Source organism: Yersinia aldovae 670-83 (assembly GCF_000834395.1).
Taxonomy (GTDB): domain Bacteria; phylum Pseudomonadota; class Gammaproteobacteria; order Enterobacterales; family Enterobacteriaceae; genus Yersinia; species Yersinia aldovae.
Genome location: NZ_CP009781.1, coordinates 1760626 through 1776218, shown reverse-complemented (window position 1 = coordinate 1776218; position 15593 = coordinate 1760626). Strand labels below are relative to the sequence as shown.

Sequence of the window (15593 nt, the reverse complement as noted above, 5' to 3'; positions counted from 1 at the left end):
GCGATGATATATGAGAGGTTAAATGAGTGAAATAATAATTGGTGATATTCTATTTACACCAAAAAAGAGAGTGGTTAGTCGGAGTGGGAATGATACAAAAATAAGAAATAAAGAATCTGAAATTCTCACTTTACTTTGCCACCATTATCCTGACTCCATATCTCGCGAGGTAATTGAAAGGGAGATATGGACAGGAAGTTATGTGACCGATAATACTTTGACCCAAACGATCAGTAACTTGCGTAATGCCCTTGATGACAAAAACCATGAGTTAGTTATTACTATTCCCAAAAAGGGGTATAGTTTGGGAGTGAAACCTAATTTTTCTACCAGTGATACTCCTATCATTAAAAACGTAGTGTTAGGCAATGTTACAGGTGATAGACGCAAATCGTTTCTCCGTGGTATTGATTTTTTTGATCTTAAGGTAACTCTGGCAACGCTATTATCTTGCTTCATTATTTTATTTTTATTGTCATATGATCATCATCAAGTGAAAGTGGTCGATGTTAAATCTTTACCCATCTTAATAAATTTGGATAAGGTTATTGATGCAAAGTTTTTGTCTTCTTATCAACGTGAACCTTATGTTTTGTTAAAAAAGAGGGAGAATGGTGATTATATTGTTTGTCAGGTTTATGAGGGGGCTTTAGCATGCGAGAAAATATAATTGCACGATTTTTTGTGTGCGCTTTCATTGGTTGTATAACAGGGTGGGGGAGCGGGGCCTATTATTCATATTTACACCCAATGAAAGATATTGAAGGGTATTGGGAGATTAAGCATGTTTTAAATACATTAAAAGGTAAGTATCATATCTTCTCTCGGGTCAGTATTATGAGTCGAGACATAAACTCATCGGCTGATGTTTATGACAGTAATAACCTACTCGTTGCAAGACGCCATATTTTATTTAGTGTTGTCGATATTAAGAAAAACATTTTTGTTGGTAAGGTGTTATCTATGTCGATAATCAACGCAAATGATCAGCGTTTAAACTATTCTCTGAATACGCCCTATGATGTGAGCTATCCTATTTTTTATCGTTTAAACGCTAATACTCTTTTTTTGCAGCAATCCTTGGGGCACCCAGTGGATAGCCCCCGTTTGCTAACACGCGTTGGTACATGATGTGTCCATTAGCACCTCTTTCCACCCGGCTGGGTTACCGTAGTAGTGATTCGCTGGCAGAACACTTAATTTCCCTTGCGCGTCCTGCAATAAAAATGTCGGGAAGCCGTGTCCTGACACTTTTGCGAGCAAAGCGCGACTTTCAGCAATATGTTCTGCTGAAGTTTTTAGAGCCGCATTAAAGTTCTCGATAAACGTCTGGCTATCCAGTCCGATCTCAGTGGCAATGTCGACCAGAATAGGAACATCAGCAATACGGCGGCCTTCTATATAATGAGCTGTTTGAATACGATGCAGCATACTCACTCCGCGTCCGGCAAGCGCCTCCGCCGCCAGAATCGCGGCGATCGGTGGTGTAGAGTCCATGATCGCGGAGGTATCATTTAGTAGACGGTTAAAATAGTTGTCACCAAAAACCTGCCCGGTCAGTTCAGCAATACGTTTATCGTGCGGCATGACATAGCCACGCCACTGGCTATCGATCTGGCGGCGGTTCGGCCCCGACATCATGCCACCTGCGTGTAATTTAAGCGTCAGGTTTGGCATGTTTTGTGCCGCTTTTACCAATGGTGCTGCGCCATAACACCAACCGCATAGCGGGTCGAAAATATAGTGCAAAATTATACCGGACATCATGTGTTCCTTAATTCTTGTGCTTAAAGTGAAACTACTGCGGCCATTTCATTTCGTTTTTTAATACTTTGGCGCTGAGTTCCAAACTGGACTCATCTTTCAGCTGAGGATAATGTTTTTTCATCGCAGCAATAAGTTCAGCGGAATCTTTGGCTTTAGGAATTTCTTTATTTAATGTAGTTAAATAGTTCTGGGTAAATGTCACTGATGCCAATGTTTGCGGTGCGTTATCCAGATAATGGCCTGGTACAACTGTCACTGGTTTTAAGGCTTTGATTTTTTCCAGTGTCGTCAGCCAATGCTGGCGTGACTCTGCTGTTTGGGTATCAGCAACCCACAGGTGGATATTACCGGATACCGCGACACCGCCAACCACCGCTTTTAATGAGGGTATCCAAACAAACGTTTTCTCAGGCGATGGCCCATCAAGGCCTTCGACTTCAATTTTTTGCCCATCGACGGTGAAACTCTTACCTTGCAATGCTTCAGGAACAATCACACTGCTCGGTGCATTTTCTTTCAGAATCGGTCCCCAATAGGCCAATTTTCCCTCTTTTGTTGCTTTAATTTCTTCAATTGTTTGCGGTGTTGCGATCACCTTGGCTTGAGGGAATGCCTTGGTGATGACATCCAAACCAAAATAGAAATCAGGATCAGCCTGACTGATATAAATAGTGGTGAGTTTTTTACCACTTTGTTGGATTTTTTTAATCAGCGCTTCAGCGTCATTGCGTTGAAATTGTGCGTCAATTAAGGCGACTTCAGTTTTGCCACTGATGATTTCAGACGAGACAGGGAAGATACTCTTCTCGCCCGGATTATAAACTTCCATTTTCAGTGGTTCAGCCGCGCTGGCGGTTGAGACGGCGGCGAATGTCGCCAGGCCAGCAAAGGTCATTTGTAATAGTGTTTTGTTAAACATATCGGTTTTCCTGAAGAGTGATTGGGTATGGGGTAGATAATAGATTGCATTAATTGATAGAAAAACCGGATAATAAGCAATTGTTTGTTGCTTAAATCGAGCTAATCATGGATAGAGTCACGGCTGCTGAGGTGTTTGTCGCGATTGTTGAACGCGGTAGTATGATTGCCGCTGCTGATGCATTGGCGATGTCACGGGCGATGGTGACCCGTTATCTGGCTGAGATGGAGCGATGGGCGGGAGCGCGGTTATTGCATCGGACAACGCGAAAACTGAGCCTGACCCATGCCGGTGAAGCAACTCTGGAACGCTGCCGCCAGATGCTTGAGTTCGCTCAGGATATGGCGGAGGGGCTTGAACATGATGTGCTGAGTGGTTTGCTGCGTATCAGTTGTTCTCAGTCACTCGGGCAGAGCGCGCTGGTGATTGCGGTCACTGATTATTTGCGCCTTTATCCGCAAGTTGCTGTGGATTTGCAGATGAATAACCGTGCCATCAATCTGGTAGAGGAACGTATTGACCTCGCATTGCGCATCACCAATGAGTTAGATCCTAACCTGATAGCCCGGCCACTTTCGACTTGTCATTCAGTGGTCTGCGCTGCGCCTGCCTACCTGTCACGGCAGGGTATTCCGCGAACACCCCCTGATCTGGCGGTACACAACTGCCTGACTTACTCTTATTTCGGCAAAAGTCTCTGGAATTTTGATTTGCAGGGAGAGAAATCAGTGGTCGCAGTGAGCGGCAATCTGTGTGCCAATGAGTCGGTGGTTTTACTGAATGGCGCTCTGGAAGGGGCGGGTATTACTTTGCAACCCTGTTATTCTGCCGCACCCTATATCGCGAGCGGGGATCTGGTTCGGTTATTGCCGGATTATCAACCGCAGGCGATGGGTATTTACGGCATCTATACTTCGCGACGACAGATGCCAGCAGCATTGAGGACAATGTTAGATTTTCTGGTTGAGTGGTTTGCAACCAATCCCGGCTGGCTTAACTCTGCTTATCTGAAGCTGTAGCTGCTATGCCACTTGAAGTATGGCGGAATATAGGGTTATTGCTGCGTTATCCGCCAGCTACGATATAATCTTTTTCCTCTTTTTCTACCAACTGCATCATGTCGGTTAATTAATCGTAACTGGCATTCTTTTGATCTGCCTGGGAGCTTGTATTATGCCTGTTGCGCTGCTGGCGTTGGCACTGTGTGCCTTTGCTATTGGGACTACCGAATTTGTCATTATGGGATTATTGCCTCAGGTGGCCGGTGATTTGCAGGTATCAATTCCAACGGCGGGTTGGTTAATCAGTGGTTATGCGCTGGGTGTTGCCATTGGTGCGCCGATTATGGCGGTTTTGACGGCAAAACTGCCGCGTAAAAAGACACTGTTATTGTTAATGGTGATCTTTATCATCGGCAACCTGATGTGTGCGTTAGCCTACAGCTACGATTTCCTGATGTTGGCTCGGGTCATTACCGCCTTGTGTCATGGAGCCTTCTTTGGTATCGGTGCGGTGGTTGCTGCGAATCTGGTTGCACCCAACCGGCGGGCTTCTGCGGTGGCCTTAATGTTTACCGGTTTGACGTTGGCAAATGTGCTGGGTGTTCCGTTGGGGACAGCGCTAGGGCAGGCTTTTGGTTGGCGTTCCACATTTTGGGTGGTATCGGTTATCGGCCTGTTTTCACTGGCCGCGCTGTACAGTAAGCTGCCATCGTCGCAACAGGAAGCACCGACCGAGTTACGCAAGGAGATAGCCGCTCTGCGTGGTGGTGGGATCTGGCTCTCTTTGTTAATGACGGTTTTTTTTGCTGCCGCGATGTTTGCTCTGTTTACCTATATCGCCCCTATTTTAACCGAAGTGACTCATGTATCAGAGCATGGTGTCAGTTGGACCTTGTTGTTGATGGGTGTTGGCCTGACGCTCGGTAATATCGTCGGTGGCCGGTTAGCCGATTGGCGTCTTTCCGTCAGCCTGACCATGACATTTTTGTTGATTGCTCTCTTTTCTGTGCTGTTCAGTTGGACCAGCAGCTCCTGGCTGGCGGCGGAAGTGACGTTGTTCTTATGGTCAGCAGCGGCGTTTTCAGCAGTACCCGCTTTGCAAATCAACGTGGTTACTTATGGCAAAAAAGCGCCCAATCTTGTGTCGACGCTCAATATTGCTGCGTTTAATGTCGGTAATGCTTTGGGCGCATGGGTAGGCGGGGTGGTCATTGCTCAAGGGTTGGGGTTAACGGCTGTGCCGCTGGCGGCCGCCGCACTGGCGGTTATCGGCTTGTTGCTGTGCCTGTTTACCTTTTCCCGCGCTCGAGGGAGTAAGGTTAGTGTGGCCGAACTTTAGCAAGGAATAAATGCTAGTGGGCAATCACCGCCGCCAGACGATTCTGGAAAGTGACTGCCTGCTGTTTTAAGTGTTCGATAAAAGTATCGACTAATGCCGAGGATGGGCGGTGTATCGGTTGAATCAAGCTGATTGTAAAAGGAATTTCGATACTGAATGGCCGCACGCACACCCCTTCGCCAGCCCCTTTACTAATGTAATCCAGTGCCGTTAGTGGGTTGACTATTGAGACACCAACGCCTTCGCGTACCATGGCACAAATTGAGGCCGCACTGTGGGTTTCCATCACTAAGCGGCGATTGATCTTTTCATCGGTAAACAGGCTATCTAGTAGCTGCCGGTAACTGTCGGTGACCGACAAGCTGATAAAATTCTCCCCTGCAAAATCCTGTGGTGTCAGTACCGATTTGCTCTGCAATGGATGGTCATGGGGTAATACACAAACTTCATTAAGGGTCATCAGGGGATGGCGCACGGTTCCCGCCGGCGTCTGGGCGTTTTCCGTCAGGCCAAGGTCATGGCGCTGGGCCGAAAGCCACTCTTCCAATAAGGGGGACTCCTGCGGAATCACGTTCAGGCTCACTTCCGGGTATCTGTCCATAAAGGGCTTACATACCGCAGGCAGCAATGATTGAGAGAATACCGGCAGGCAGGCAATAGAAAGCTGTGCATGTTGGAATTGGCGAATCCCCTGTGCGGCCTGTTTAATACGATCAAGTCCGTAATAAGAGCGTTGGACCTCCTCAAAGAGCCGCAGCCCTTGCACCGTCGGATAAAGGCGGCCACGTACCCGATCAAACAGCCTGAGTTGCACCAATTGTTCAAACCGCGCCAACTCGCGGCTGACGGTAGGTTGTGACGTTTGCAGCAGTAACGCGGCTTCTGTCAGATTGCCGGTGGTCATGACACCATGAAAAATCTCGATTTGTCGTAGGGAAATGGCGGCCATCACAACACTCCAGCGTGGGCGACTGAAAAATATAACCCATATCATAAATGAATAGACTCAGGGTAAATAGATATTTTCATAACCCGCCACCGGTGGCTAATACTACGGTATCTGCGAAATCACGTTGGTTCGCCAAACATATTGATAGCTCGATTATGAGGGAATACCCATGCCGCGCGCACTTAACGATACCTCGACTGCACTCACCGCTCAGAATCTGATGGCATTACCCGCGCGTTTTGGCTGCCCGGTTTGGGCTTATGATGGCGATGTGATTGCTGAACGTATTAACCAATTACGCCAATTTGATGTTATCCGTTTCGCGCAAAAAGCCTGCTCGAATATTCATATTCTGCGATTGATGCGTGAGCAGGGTGTCAAAGTTGATTCAGTATCGCTGGGGGAGATTGAGCGAGCTATCTGTGCTGGCTTCCAACCGGGGCAGGAGCCTGCCGAGATTGTATTTACCGCCGATCTGCTGGATGAAGCGACGTTATCACGGGTGACGGCGCTAGATATTCCGGTGAATGCCGGTTCCATAGATATGTTGGACCAATTGGGGCAAACAAAGCGCGGTCATCCGGTGTGGTTACGGATCAATCCGGGTTTTGGTCATGGTCACAGCCAGAAAACCAATACCGGCGGTGAGAACAGTAAACACGGTATCTGGTATAAAGACTTGCCACAAGCCATTGAGAAGGTTCAGCAATATGGTTTGACACTGATAGGTATTCATATGCACATTGGTTCTGGTGTGGACTATCAACATCTGGAACAAGTCTGTGATGCGATGGTGCAACAAGTGATCGCCCTTGGGCAGGATATCAGCGCGATTTCTGCTGGCGGTGGGTTATCGATTCCCTACCAGTTTGGTGATGCCGATAAAATTGATACCCAGCATTACTATGGCTTGTGGAATGATGCCAGAGAGAGAATTGCTGCTCATCTCGGCCACCCAGTCAGCCTTGAAATTGAACCGGGCCGCTTTTTGGTCGCAGAGTCAGGGGTGTTAATTGCACAGGTGCGGGCGGTGAAGAATATGGGCAATCGCCACTATGTGCTGGTCGATGCCGGATTCAATGATTTGATGCGTCCTGCGTTGTATGGCAGCTACCATCATATTTCACTGCTGCCTGCCGATGGGCGTGATCTGAATTCTGATCCATTGATTGATACGGTTATTGCCGGGCCGTTGTGCGAATCGGGTGATGTGTTCACGCAGGAAGCGGGGGGCGCACTGGAGACGCGTCAATTGCCAAACGCCCACATTGGCGATTATCTGGTCTTTCACGATACTGGCGCTTACGGTGCATCTATGTCTTCCAACTACAACAGTCGCCCACTGTTACCGGAAGTGCTGTTTGAGCGAGGAGTGCCGCGCTTGATCCGCCGTCGCCAAACTATCGAAGAGCTTATTGCCTTAGAATTGGTTTAATTTTACCGTCAGCTTTGACCGTAATATGGCCCTGGCACCACGGATTCGCGCAGTTTCAACTCGCCGACAAACGGTGCCAGTGGGTGTACTTCTTGGCCAGCAATCAGCTTCAACGCTTGGGTAATGGCCGCTTCAATCATCGCATCAATCGGCAGGTAAACGGTTGAAAGCGCGGGTTGTAGGTAGGGTGCGCTGGGTTCGTCATCAAAACCAAATAACGACACATCCTGCGGTAATCTTTTACCTGCCTGATTGAGTGCCTTCATTGCTCCGATGGTCATATCGTCATTGTTGGCAAACAGCGCGCTGAACGGGATATTGCGTGCTAATAACACCTGACATCCGTCATAACCCCCTGGCACGCTACTATCACCGTAGGCTATGAGATCCTTATCCAATGTAATCCCCTGCTCTGCCAGCGCCTGCTGATAACCGGCAAGGCGCGATTGTGCCGTCGGCGTGGTGATAGGGCCGGTGATACAGGCAATATCACGATGGCCTTGCTGGATAAGATAAGTGACGGCGTCAAAGGCGGCTTGTTGCTGTTCAAAAAACACACAGCGCTCGCGCAGTTGTGGCAAATCGCGGTTAATTACCATCAACGGTGTTGGCAGGCTGGAAAGTAACTGCATTAAATCAGTTTCAGACATAAAACGGGTGTAGAGGATAATGGCGTCACAGCGTCGATCAGCCAACAGCCTTACTGCTTGCTGCTCACCTTCCGGCGTATCATGGCCGTCGGTAACGATAAGATGTTTACCACTGGCTTCAGTCAGTTTTGCCGCACGGCGCAGCAGGCGGCCAAAATAGGGACCATCAAAATTGGAAACCACTAATCCAATGCTATTAGAGCTTTTATTCGCCAGCGATTGCGCGAGAAAATTCGGGCGATAACCCAGTTCATCCATCGCGTTGAACACCGCTTTTCGGGTGCTTTCTTTGACCTGACCGGTGCCATTGAGCACGCGGGAAACCGTGGCTTTTGAGACACCTGCACGCAAAGAGACATCCAACATCGTGACCATCAATGGTAAACCTCTTAGCTGGGTCGTAACTACCGGATATAGCGGCAGTTTAGCATAGCGCAGGCTGGGTTATCTTTGTTATCGATATATCTCAGTCATCTGTTGAGGGTTGTGGGCTGGCAACCGAGTGGCGGCGTACCAGTGTCGGGCTAAACATATTGGTAATTTCAGGCAGCGGCGTTTTATTGGCAAGCGCCAATGCCAGCTTTGCAGCTTGTGTTGCCATCGCCACCACGGGATAACGGATCGTGGTTAAGCGCGGGCGTAAATAACGCGAGATCAATACATCATCAAAGCCTATTAGTGAGATCTCCTGTGGCACTTCAATGCTGTTATCACTGAGAACAGAGAGTGCGCCGGCTGCCATTGAGTCGTTATAGCAGGTCACTGCGGTGAAATGTTTGCCGCGACCAAGTAGGTCGGTCATGGCATGTTCCCCGCCAATTTCATCCGGTGTGCCGTAGGCAATTAAACGATCATCGACTGGGATATCAAACTCTTTCAGTGCATCCAGATAGCCTTGCAGGCGATCAATGGCATCAGAAATCTGATGATTGGAGCAAATAATTGCGATTCGTTTATGCCCTTGCTGAATCAGATGCCGTGTTGCCAGCCAGGCACCATAGCGGTCATCCAGTGCCACACAGCGGGTTTCGAAACCGGGCAGGGTACGGTTAATCAATACCATTCCAGGGATTTGCTGCATTAATGAGGTCAGTTCTTCATCGGAAAGCTTTTTGGCGTGAACCACTAAAGCTGCGCAGCGATGGCGAATCAATTGCTCAATGGCCTGACGCTCTTTCTCTTCGTCATGGTAACCGTTACCAATTAGCAGGAAGTTACCTGTGGCATAAGCCACCTGTTCAACCGCTTTTACCATCGAACCAAAGAAGGGATCGGAGACATCAGAAACAATCATGCCGACGGTTTCTGTCGATTGTTGAGCCAGCGCGCGGGCATTGGCATTCGGGTGATACTGCAATTGTTCCATAGCGTTACCTACCGCCATGCGTGATGCTTCACTGGCCTTGGGGGAATTATTGATAACACGAGATACCGTCGCGACGGAAACACCCGCCAGCTTGGCAACATCCTTAATAGTGGCCATTTTTCTTCCAGAGATTTTCAGGGTAATCGCTTACATCACTCAGTTTTGCGGAAAAGAGCTGCGCCCGCAAGGGGGGAAGATCGCAACTTGATGAGAAAAACCAAAGAAATGGAAAATAGGGATATCACCTGTGGACGCGCGTTAGTATAAGTCGGTTACATTCAGTCGACATGGTGCTTTGGTTTTATGGTGCAGTGAATACTATTTTAGGGGCGGTTAAATTGACAAAACTATATCCATCCCTTGGTTTGCCCACCGGCACTGCCAAGTTTGGGTGAGCAACTTACGCGGTAATAACGGTAATATAGCCTAATGAATTACAAACCTATTTCGCCATTTTGACATTGTTCACCACTGGTTACACTTTGCACGTAAATGTTGCGATTCAACGCTGGCTGTGATTTGGCTGAAACCGCTAAAGTGGTCATCCCAGAGGTATTAATTGGTGAATAATCAACATACGCTGTGTGTTTGAAGCCAGTTTTTTATTTGCACCGACCTACGCAGATGCGTAGGTTTTTTTTTATTTCCGTTTTCTCCCCTCGTTCTCCGCGTGATCTTAGCGATAAAACAGCCTCTCTTATAGTATTCTCTCCTTATCATATTCATCGATTTATAGAGAAATAGACATGGCTTACCGCTTGCTACGCACTCTTTTTCGTGGGTTATTTCGCGTCACCATTAAGGGGGTAACTGATCAGTTTTCCCATAAAAAACTGCTAATTACTCCTAATCATGTCTCTTTTCTCGACGGCGTATTACTGGTGCTTTTTCTGCCGATTAAGCCGGTATTCGCGGTCTATTCCAGTATTACTGACAGTTGGTATATGCGCAGGTTACGGCCTTATATCGATTTTGTCACACTGGACCCGACCAAGCCGATGGCCATTAAACATCTGGTGCGGATGGTAGAACAGGGGCGGCCGGTAGTGGTTTTTCCTGAAGGGCGTATCACCGTGACCGGATCATTGATGAAGATCTATGATGGCGCGGCATTTATTGCTGCCAAGTCAGGCGCAACCGTGGTGCCGATTCGCTTGGAAGGCCCAGAGTTCACGCACTTTGGCCGCTTGAAGGACGTGCTCAAAGTGCGTTGGTTTCCAAAAATAAGTATTCATGTGTTACCGGCCACCACCTTACCTATGCCACAAGCTCCACGCGCCCGCGATCGCCGGGTGCTGGCGGGTGAGCGCTTACATGCCATTATGATGGCGGCACGCATGGCTATCGTGCCACGCGAAACGCTATTTGAAGCATTGCTAGCCGCACAAACGCGCTATGGGCGCTTTAAACCCTGTATCGAAGATATCGCATTTAAAGAAGACAGTTATCAAACGCTGCTGAAAAAAACGCTCGGTGTCAGCCGAATACTGCAACGCTTCACCGCGCAAGGTGAGCATGTAGGGATGCTACTGCCGAATGCCACCATCACTGCGGCGGCGATTTTTGGTGCTTCGCTGCGGGGGCGTATTCCTGCGTTGCTAAATTACACCTCTGGGGCCAAAGGGCTGAAGAGTGCGATTACCGCCGCCTCGTTGAAAACCATTGTTACATCACGCCAGTTTTTAGAAAAAGGTAAGCTGACACATCTGCCAGAGCAAGTCACTGAGGCAAATTGGGTCTATCTGGAAGATTTAAAAGATACGGTTACGCTGGTTGATAAATTATGGATTTTACTGCATTTATGCTGCCCGCGTCGGGCAATGGTGCCACAACAAGCCGATGATAGTGCTTTGATTTTGTTTACCTCCGGCTCAGAAGGTAACCCAAAAGGCGTGGTACATTCTCACGCCAGTTTATTGGCAAACGTTGAGCAAATTCGCACTATTGCAGACTTTACACCGCGTGATCGTTTTATGTCGTCACTGCCGCTGTTTCATGCTTTTGGCCTGACTGTCGGTTTATTCACACCATTAATGACCGGCAGCCGGGTATTCCTTTATCCTAGCCCACTGCATTATCGCATCGTTCCTGAACTGGTGTATGACCGCAACTGTACGGTGCTGTTTGGTACTTCAACCTTCCTCGGTAATTACGCCCGCTTCGCCCATCCGTATGATTTTGCCCGCTTGCGTTATGTGGTTGCCGGTGCGGAAAAACTGGCCGACAGTACCAAACAGATTTGGCAGGATAAGTTCGGGATTCGCATTCTCGAAGGGTATGGTGTTACCGAGTGTGCGCCGGTGGTGGCAATCAATGTGCCTATGGCGGCGAAAGTTAATACCGTTGGGCGAATTCTGCCGGGCATGGAGGCACGGCTAATTAAAGTACCGGGCATCGAGCAGGGTGGGCGTTTGCAATTACGTGGTCCCAATATTATGCGTGGCTACTTACGGGTTGAGCATCCGGGGATATTGGAACAACCGGTGGCGGAGAATGCGCAGGGTGAACGCGAAGACGGTTGGTACGATACCGGCGATATTGTCACTCTTGACGATCAAGGATTCTGTGCGATTCGTGGCCGGATGAAGCGTTTTGCTAAGTTGGCCGGTGAGATGGTGTCGTTGGAAGGTGTCGAACAACTGGCACTGCGAGTCTCACCGCAGGGGCAACATGCCGCGGCGGCTAAAACTGACAGTGCAAAAGGTGAGGCTTTGGTGCTGTTTACTACCGACAGCGATATTACCCGCGAGCGCTTAATCAAAACGGCGCGCGAGTGCGGTGTGCCGGAATTGGCGGTTCCCCGTGATATTCGGTTAGTGAAAACTTTGCCGTTGCTTGGCAGTGGCAAACCTGACTTTGTGACGTTAAGCAAGATGGCGGAAGATCCGGAGATGAGCGTATGAGTCAGCAAATATTAACCGACAAACCTTTGTTATCCCGAGGGATGGTTGCCGTCCTCTGCGCCCAGTTTTTTTCTGCTTTTGGCGATAATGCACTGCTATTTGCCACTCTGGCACTGATTAAGCAGCAGTTGTATCCCGACTGGAGCCAGCCGATTTTACAAATGGCGTTTGTCGCGACTTACATCATTCTTGCGCCGTTTGTCGGGCAAGTTGCTGACAGCTTTGCCAAAGGGCGGGTGATGATGTTCGCTAATGGCCTGAAATTGGCGGGGGCATTAGTGATCTGTTTTGGCCTGAACCCGTTTCTTGGCTACAGTCTGGTGGGGATAGGTGCTGCGGCCTATTCACCGGCTAAATACGGTATTTTGGGGGAGATTACCTCCGGCGAGCAGTTAGTGAAAGCTAACGGCATGATGGAAGCCTCCACCATTGCTGCCATTTTGTTGGGTTCGGTGGCCGGTGGTGTGCTGGCAGACTGGCATTTAATGGCAGCACTGGGTGTTTGTGCGCTGGTTTATGCCATTGCCGTGCTCGCTAATTTGTTTATTCCTCGGCTGAGCGCTGCACGCTCAGGTCGCTCATGGCGGCCGCGCGCGATGACAGGCAATTTCTTCTCCGCGTGCCAGATCCTCTGGCGGGATGGTGAAACGCGTTTTTCACTGGCGGGCACCAGTCTGTTCTGGGGCGCGGGGGTTACACTGCGCTTCCTGCTGGTCTTATGGGTGCCGGTGGCGCTAGGAATTGCTGATAACGCGACGCCAACCCTGTTAAATGCCATGGTAGCTGTCGGGATTGTGTTGGGGGCAGGGGCTGCGGCGCGCTTTGTCACACTCAAAACGGTGAAGCGTTGTTTACCGGCAGGGGTATTGATTGGTGTCGCTGTGGCTATTTTCTCACTGCAACACAGTATGCCAATGGCGTATTTGTTATTGATCATTATCGGGATCTTGGGTGGCTTCTTTGTGGTGCCGCTAAATGCCTTATTGCAGGAGCGCGGTAAAAATAGTGTCGGTGCCGGTAATGCCATTGCGGTGCAAAATCTCGGTGAAAACACCGCGATGTTGCTGATGCTGGGGTTGTACTCCGTGGTCGTCAAACTCGGTGTGCCAGTGGTGGCCGTCGGTATTGGTTTTGGCGTGATATTCGCTTTGGCAATTGCCTTGCTGTGGGGCTGGCAGTGGCGGCAACAGCGGCGTAAAGTCGCTAAATGATCCAGCAACATAAACGGAAGGCCGCATTAGCGGCCTTTGTGCTATTTAAATAGGGACAGAATTAAGGTGCAGGGAAGGTAAAGCGGGTGTGGATCTCTTCCAAGGCAGTGAGCACTTCCTGGCTGAGAATGACATCCTGACTATCAATATTACTTTTCAGTTGTGCCATCGAGGTGGCACCCAACAGAGTGCTGGCAACGAACGGTTGCTGGCGTACAAAAGCCAGTGCCATTTGAGCCGGATCCAGCCCGTAGCGTTGCGCCAGCGCAACATATTCAGCCACGGCTAATTGCGCTTGCGCGCCGGTATAGCGAGTAAAGCGGCTATACAACGTATTACGCGCGCCAGCGGGTTGTGCTCCATTGAGATATTTGCCACTCAGAGTACCAAACGCCAAACTGGAATAGGCTAATAGCTCAACCCCTTCGTGCTGGCTGATTTCCGCCAAACCCACTTCAAAGCTGCGGTTAAGTAAACTGTAGGGGTTTTGAATCGAGACGATACGCGGTAAATCATGTTTATCGGCCAATTTCAGATAACGCATCACGCCCCAAGGTGTTTCATTTGATACGCCGATATAGCGGATTTTACCGGCGCGCACCTGCTCGTTCAGCGCTTCCAGTGTTTCCAGTAAGGTGACAGGTACCGTATTCTCACTGTAACGATAATTAAGCTTACCGAAACAGTTGGTTTCCCGTTGCGGCCAATGTAACTGATAAAGATCGATATAGTCGGTATTGAGGCGTTTAAGGCTGTCTTCCAGCGCTTTACGGATGTTTTGTCGATCTAGTGCCATATTAGGGCGAATGGGTTGATCGTTACCCCGTGATGGCCCGGAGACTTTGCTGGCTAAAATGATTTTATCTCGGCTACCACGGGCTTTGATCCAGCTACCGATGTATTGCTCGGTTAAGCCCTGGGTTTCTGGCTTTGGCGGAACCGGATACATTTCTGCGGTATCGATCAGATTAATACCGGCTGCAATGGCATAATCCAGTTGCGCATGGGCATCGGCTTCACTGTTTTGCTCACCAAACGTCATGGTGCCCAGACCCAGCAGGCTGACTTCTAATGTACTGTGGGGGATACGATGATATTGCATTGCCGACCTTCCTTAATGTCTGAAATTGTCAGGCTAAGTCCAACCGCCTTACCCGACTATAACGAAGCGCTGCGGCAGGGGGAAGAGTGCCTGACAAAAGTACAGAAAAAGTGAGAAACGGGTGCAGTGAACCGCACCCGGTGGTCATTATGCTTTTTTATCAGTAGGTTTATTCTTTTTGCCGCGCATCAGGTTCAGGGTTTCAACACCCATTGAGAAGAACATGGCGAAATAAATGTAACCTTTTGGAATGTGGATCTGGAAACTTTCTAACATCAGCGTAAAGCCGACCAGAATCAGGAAAGAGAGTGCCAGCATCTTAACTGACGGGTGGCGATTGACAAACTCACCAATCGGCCTGGCAGCAAACATCATCACACCTACCGAGATAATCACCGCCGCCATCATAATAAACAGATGGTCTGACAGCCCAACCGCGGTTATCACAGAATCAAGGCTGAAGATGATATCCAGCAGCATAATTTGCACAATGGCGGCAAAGAACGAGTTAACATTACTGGTGTGTTCAGTATCGCTGCCCTCAATCGTCTCATGAATTTCTTTGCTGGCTTTCCAGATAAGGAACAGCCCCCCCAGCAGCAGGATTAAGTCCCGCATGGAGATACCATGACCAGCCACAGTAAACAGCGGTTCGGTCAAGCGGATAACCCAGGCAATCGAAGCCAGTAATGCCAAACGCATCAGCATCGCACCAGCCAAACCAATACGGCGGGCTTTGTTTTGCTGTGCTTTAGGTAATTTTGCGACCACTAAAGAAAGGAAAATAATATTGTCTATGCCAAGAACGATCTCGAGGATAGTCAGTGTACCTAGCGCCAACCAGGCATTTGGATCGGCAATCCATTCAAACATTGCGCCTTTTACCTTACGGAAACCCAGAAATATAAAAAGTGATTATACGCGTTTATTCATTAATCGGAATAACCCGAT

Annotated in this window: 14 protein-coding genes; 7 read left to right on the top strand and 7 right to left on the bottom strand. The window is 49.0% G+C overall.

Annotated elements, in window-relative coordinates; translation table 11 throughout:
- Positions 1–22: 22 nt before the first annotated feature.
- A complete protein-coding gene (locus AT01_RS08165) occupies positions 23–670 on the top strand; it encodes a winged helix-turn-helix domain-containing protein (protein ID WP_042546773.1) in 648 nt (215 codons plus the stop codon).
- Complete coding sequence (locus AT01_RS08160; RefSeq protein WP_042546772.1) at positions 655–1131, top strand: hypothetical protein; 477 nt, start codon at positions 655–657, stop codon at positions 1129–1131. The genes AT01_RS08165 and AT01_RS08160 overlap by 16 nt, the downstream gene beginning before the upstream one ends.
- On the opposite strand, the gene AT01_RS08155 is transcribed toward AT01_RS08160, so the two are convergent.
- Together AT01_RS08155 and AT01_RS08150 are read right to left on the bottom strand one after the other, a co-directional pair.
- A complete protein-coding gene (locus AT01_RS08155) occupies positions 1111–1764 on the bottom strand; it encodes a DsbA family protein (RefSeq protein ID WP_042546771.1) in 654 nt (217 codons plus the stop codon). The genes AT01_RS08160 and AT01_RS08155 overlap by 21 nt on opposite strands.
- A 34-nt stretch (positions 1765–1798) precedes the next feature.
- Positions 1799–2686: an MBL fold metallo-hydrolase gene (locus AT01_RS08150; RefSeq protein WP_042546770.1), complete on the bottom strand. Its 888-nt coding sequence runs from the start codon at positions 2684–2686 to the stop codon at positions 1799–1801.
- 107 nt (positions 2687–2793) lie between these two features.
- Between AT01_RS08150 and AT01_RS08145 the strand changes: the two genes are divergently transcribed.
- Together AT01_RS08145 and AT01_RS08140 are read left to right on the top strand one after the other, a co-directional pair.
- Positions 2794–3705 carry a LysR family transcriptional regulator gene (locus AT01_RS08145; protein WP_042546769.1) on the top strand — a complete coding sequence of 304 codons (912 nt, stop codon included), beginning with the start codon at positions 2794–2796 and terminating at the stop codon, positions 3703–3705.
- A gap of 154 nt (positions 3706–3859) precedes the next feature.
- Entirely contained in the window at positions 3860–5026 is a 1167-nt protein-coding gene (locus AT01_RS08140) for an MFS transporter (RefSeq protein ID WP_042546768.1), read from the top strand.
- A gap of 13 nt (positions 5027–5039) precedes the next feature.
- Here AT01_RS08140 and AT01_RS08135 read toward each other — a convergent pair whose 3' ends face one another.
- Positions 5040–5975: a LysR family transcriptional regulator gene (locus AT01_RS08135; RefSeq protein WP_042546767.1), complete on the bottom strand. Its 936-nt coding sequence runs from the start codon at positions 5973–5975 to the stop codon at positions 5040–5042.
- Between the two features lie 169 nt (positions 5976–6144).
- On the opposite strand from AT01_RS08135, the gene lysA reads away from it, so the two are divergent.
- The gene (gene lysA / locus AT01_RS08130; RefSeq protein WP_004702587.1) at positions 6145–7410 is read left to right on the top strand and encodes a diaminopimelate decarboxylase; all 1266 of its coding nucleotides are present in this window, start codon (positions 6145–6147) and stop codon (positions 7408–7410) included.
- An 8-nt stretch (positions 7411–7418) separates the two neighbouring features.
- Here lysA and AT01_RS08125 read toward each other — a convergent pair whose 3' ends face one another.
- Both AT01_RS08125 and galR read right to left on the bottom strand, forming a co-directional pair.
- Positions 7419–8435 carry a LacI family DNA-binding transcriptional regulator gene (locus AT01_RS08125; RefSeq protein ID WP_042546766.1) on the bottom strand — a complete coding sequence of 339 codons (1017 nt, stop codon included), beginning with the start codon at positions 8433–8435 and terminating at the stop codon, positions 7419–7421.
- Between the two features lie 91 nt (positions 8436–8526).
- A complete protein-coding gene (galR, locus tag AT01_RS08120; RefSeq protein WP_004702580.1) occupies positions 8527–9543 on the bottom strand; it encodes an HTH-type transcriptional regulator GalR in 1017 nt (338 codons plus the stop codon).
- A 629-nt stretch (positions 9544–10172) separates the two neighbouring features.
- Between galR and aas the strand changes: the two genes are divergently transcribed.
- Both aas and lplT read left to right on the top strand, forming a co-directional pair.
- On the top strand, positions 10173–12329 hold the full coding sequence (gene aas / locus AT01_RS08115; RefSeq protein WP_042546765.1) for a bifunctional acyl-ACP--phospholipid O-acyltransferase/long-chain-fatty-acid--ACP ligase: 2157 nt from the start codon (positions 10173–10175) through the stop codon (positions 12327–12329).
- A complete protein-coding gene (lplT, locus tag AT01_RS08110) occupies positions 12326–13540 on the top strand; it encodes a lysophospholipid transporter LplT (protein WP_042546764.1) in 1215 nt (404 codons plus the stop codon). The genes aas and lplT overlap by 4 nt, the downstream gene beginning before the upstream one ends.
- A 61-nt stretch (positions 13541–13601) precedes the next feature.
- Here the strand turns inward: lplT and AT01_RS08105 are convergent, their stop codons facing one another.
- Both AT01_RS08105 and AT01_RS08100 read right to left on the bottom strand, forming a co-directional pair.
- Positions 13602–14642 carry an NADP(H)-dependent aldo-keto reductase gene (locus AT01_RS08105; RefSeq protein ID WP_042546763.1) on the bottom strand — a complete coding sequence of 347 codons (1041 nt, stop codon included), beginning with the start codon at positions 14640–14642 and terminating at the stop codon, positions 13602–13604.
- 147 nt (positions 14643–14789) lie between these two features.
- Positions 14790–15515 carry a TerC family protein gene (locus tag AT01_RS08100; RefSeq protein WP_004702572.1) on the bottom strand — a complete coding sequence of 242 codons (726 nt, stop codon included), beginning with the start codon at positions 15513–15515 and terminating at the stop codon, positions 14790–14792.
- Positions 15516–15593: the final 78 nt, after the last annotated feature.